This window comes from Micromonospora sp. ATA51 (assembly GCF_016802855.1).
Lineage (GTDB): Bacteria > Actinomycetota > Actinomycetes > Mycobacteriales > Micromonosporaceae > Micromonospora > Micromonospora sicca.
The window spans coordinates 1-3308 of sequence record NZ_JAEVHJ010000494.1 but is presented as its reverse complement, the minus strand read 5'-3'; the positions used below and the strand labels follow the sequence as shown (position 1 = coordinate 3308).

Here is a 3308-nt window from a genome sequence, read left to right as displayed (position 1 = left end):
CCGGGTGACCGCGCAGGCGGGGCGGGGCGGTGCGTACTGAGCCGCCGGTGCGGCCCCGGGGCGTCAGCCGCACCCCGGCGGAGCTTTCCGCATCCGGGGCCGGGCCGTAGGTTGAGGCCATGACCGCCTCGGTGGATGTGCTGATCGTCGGCGCCGGCCCCACCGGCCTGGCCCTGGCGGCGCAACTGGCCGCGCACGGCGTTCGGCCCCGCCTGGTCGACCGCAGCCTCGACCGGGTCCACGAATCACGCGCCCTGGCCATCCAGCCGCGCACCCTGGAGGTGCTGGCGCGGTTCGGCGTCACCGACCAGCTCGTCGCCGAGGGCAACCCGGCGGTGCGGCTGCACCTGCACGCCCGGAACCGGGTGCTGACCGTGCCGATGTTCGACCTGGGCCTGCCCGACACCGCCTACCCGCACCTGCTGTTCCTCTCGCAGGCCGAGACCGAACGCATCCTCGCCGATCACCTGCGGACCTCCGGCGTGCGCGTCGAGCGCGGCGTGGAACTGGTCGACCTGCGGAGCGCGGCCGACCAGGTGACCTGCCGGCTGCGCCACCGCGACGGCCGGGAGGAGACGGTCGGCGCCCGGTACGTGGTCGGCTGCGACGGCGCGCACAGCGCCGTTCGCCGCGCCGCCGACATCGCCTTCGAGGGCAGCTCCTATCCGCAGACGTTCGTGCTGGCCGACGTCGAGGCCGACGGTCTCGCCACCGGGGCGGCCCACGTGTTCCTCTCCGACGCCGGGATGCTGTTCTTCTTCCCGCTCGGCCGGCCGGCCGGCTGGCGGCTGCTGGTGATGCGACCACCGGCCGACCCCACCCCACCGGACGCGGCGGTGACCCTCGAGCAGGTGCAGGCGCTCGCCGACGGGTACACCGGCGGGACAGTGCGGCTGCACGACCCGGTGTGGATGACCAACTTCCGGCTGCACCACCGCGCGGCCCGGCGCTACCGGGCCGGGCGGATCCTGCTGGCCGGCGACGCCGCGCACATCCACAGCCCCGCCGGCGCCCAGGGCATGAACACCGGCATCCAGGACGCCATCAACCTCGGCTGGAAACTCGCCCACACGCTGCCCGGCGGCGCCGGGGCCGGGCTGCTGGACACCTACGAACCCGAACGCGCCCCGATCGGGCGGATGGTGCTGCGCTTCACCGACCGGGCGTTCACCGTCGCCACCTCCACCAAACCGCTCGTCCGGTTCGCCCGTACCCGCATCGCCCCGACCGTCATCCCGCTGGCCGCGCGAGCCCGGGCCGGCCGGGCGTTCGTGTTCCGTACCGTCGCCGAGCTCGACATCCGGTACCGGCGCAGCCCGCTGTCGGTGGAGGGGCCGCGCCCGCCCCGGCGTGGACCCCGGGCCGGCGACCGGCTGCCCGACGCGCCCGTGGTGGGCGACCGGCAACCGACCAGCCTGCACCGGGCCACCGCCGCCCCCGGCTGGCACCTGCTGCTGTGCGGCCCCGGTCGGACCTGGCCCGCCGGACCGGTCGAGCAGCTGTCCCGCGGCCGTGGCGGTCTGCTCACGGTCCAGCGCCTCGGCGCCCACGACAGCCCGGCGCGCTGCACGACGCGGAGGGACACGCCCTCGCCGGCTCGGCCTCGACGCCGCCGCCGCCGCGCTCTACCTGGTCCGACCGGACGGCCACGTCGGGTTCCGGTCCGGCGCCGACGGCTGGCCCGCGCTGGTCGACTACCTCGACCGCTGGCTGCCACCCTCCTGAGCAGCCGGCGCGCGCGGAGACCCCTGAACGGACCGGGCAGCACCGGAGGGGTTGCGTCTCCCGTAGGGGGAGACGCGAGGGTGGAGGCATGAACGGCGACACTGCCTACTCGATCGGTGAGCTGGCCCGACGGACCGGGCTGACGGTCAAGGCCATCCGCTTCTACTCCGACCGCGGGATCGTGCCGCCGAGCGGCCGCAGCCCGGCCGGCCACCGCCGGTACGGCATCGAGGACCTCGCCCGCCTGGAGCTCGTGCGGACCCTGCGCGACCTGGGACTGGACCTGACCACCATCCGGAAGGTCGTGGACCGGGAGGTGACGCTTCCCGAGGTCGCCGCGGCGCACGCCGAGGCGCTGGCGGTGCAGATCCGCATGCTGCGGCTGCGGCGCGCGGTGCTCACGGCCGTGGCCAGGCGCGGGTCGACCCCCGAGGAGATGGAGCTCATGCATCAGTTGGTCAAGCTCTCCGAGGAGGAACGCCGCCGTCTCGTCGGCGAGTTCCTCGACACCGTCTTCGGCGGCCTGGCGGCGACCCGGGATTCGTCGGGATCAGGCGTTCGATGACCCCCGAACTGCCGACGAACCCGGGGCGGAGCAGGTCGAGGCGTGGGTGGAGCTGGCCGAACTGTCCCGGGACCCGGACTTCCGCGCGAGCCTGCGCCGGATGGCCGAGCAGCACGCGGCCGAGCGCGCCCGGAGTGACGATCCGGTCGTGCGCCGCGACGCCGCCGCGCTCGTCCGTGACCTGGCCGGCCCCGCCCTGGCGGCCGGCCTCGATCCGGCCTCGCCCGAGGCCGATCCGGTCGTCGCGGCGGTCACGGCGCGGTACGCGCGGCTCTCCGGTCGCCCCGACGACGTCGACCTGCGGCGCCGGTTGTCGAGCCTGCTGGAGACCGCGAACGACCCGCGCCGGGAGCGGTACCTCCGGCTGCTCTCGGTGATCAACGGCTGGACGGCCCCGGACAGCCTGGCGCCGGCGCTCGACTGGTTCATCCGCGCCCTGCGCGCCCGGACTCCTCGGTAGGCCGGTCAGACGCCGCGGGCGCGGGGCCGGCCGGTGGACCGGCGCGACAGCGAACTCGGCGCGTTGACGCCCGCCTCGTCGCTCACGCTCATCCCCAGCCGCTCGACCAGTTCACCGCCGAGCCAGCCGGTCACCCCGGCGAGCAGGACCCCGGCGAAGCTGCAGATCAGCGCCAGCGCGTTCGGGTCCCAGTTGTCGGCGGCGCGGCGCAGCAGCCAGCTCACCGCGAACAGCAGCAGGACCACCACGTTGCCCAGGCCGTGCGCCGTGCCGACCCGCTTGGCCCGGGTGCCGGTGGGGATGGCCCGCCAGTCGATCAGGCCGAACACGGCGGCGACCAGGCCGCCGACGATGCCGGCGCCGATCGTGTACGCGGCGGAGATCTGGAACCCCGGCCGGTCGGTGATCAGGTACAGGATGTCGAAGATGACCGAGGTGGCGAGCAGGCCCAGCGGGAACACGATCAGGGTGGGGTGGATCGCGTGGCCCATGGCCTTGGCGCGACTTTCCATGGCAGCACTCCTGTCTCCCCCCAGGCGCCGCCGGATTCCCCGTCCC

Annotated in this window: 4 protein-coding genes; 3 read left to right on the top strand and 1 reads right to left on the bottom strand. The window is 75.0% G+C overall.

Annotated elements, in window-relative coordinates; translation table 11 throughout:
• The first annotated feature begins 119 nt into the window (after positions 1 to 119).
• From JNW87_RS36570 to JNW87_RS36560, 3 genes are read left to right on the top strand one after another with little or no spacing between them, the layout of a single operon-like run.
• Positions 120 to 1817: an FAD-dependent monooxygenase gene (locus JNW87_RS36570; RefSeq protein WP_238455288.1), complete on the top strand. Its 1698-nt coding sequence runs from the start codon at positions 120 to 122 to the stop codon at positions 1815 to 1817.
• A complete protein-coding gene (locus tag JNW87_RS36565; RefSeq protein ID WP_238455287.1) occupies positions 1814 to 2290 on the top strand; it encodes a MerR family transcriptional regulator in 477 nt (158 codons plus the stop codon). Before JNW87_RS36570 ends, JNW87_RS36565 begins: the two co-directional genes overlap by 4 nt.
• A 46-nt stretch (positions 2291 to 2336) precedes the next feature.
• On the top strand, positions 2337 to 2750 hold the full coding sequence (locus tag JNW87_RS36560; protein WP_238455286.1) for a hypothetical protein: 414 nt from the start codon (positions 2337 to 2339) through the stop codon (positions 2748 to 2750).
• 5 nt (positions 2751 to 2755) lie between these two features.
• Here JNW87_RS36560 and JNW87_RS36555 read toward each other — a convergent pair whose 3' ends face one another.
• Entirely contained in the window at positions 2756 to 3262 is a 507-nt protein-coding gene (locus JNW87_RS36555; protein WP_109803349.1) for a DUF2231 domain-containing protein, read from the bottom strand.
• Positions 3263 to 3308 lie beyond the last annotated feature (46 nt).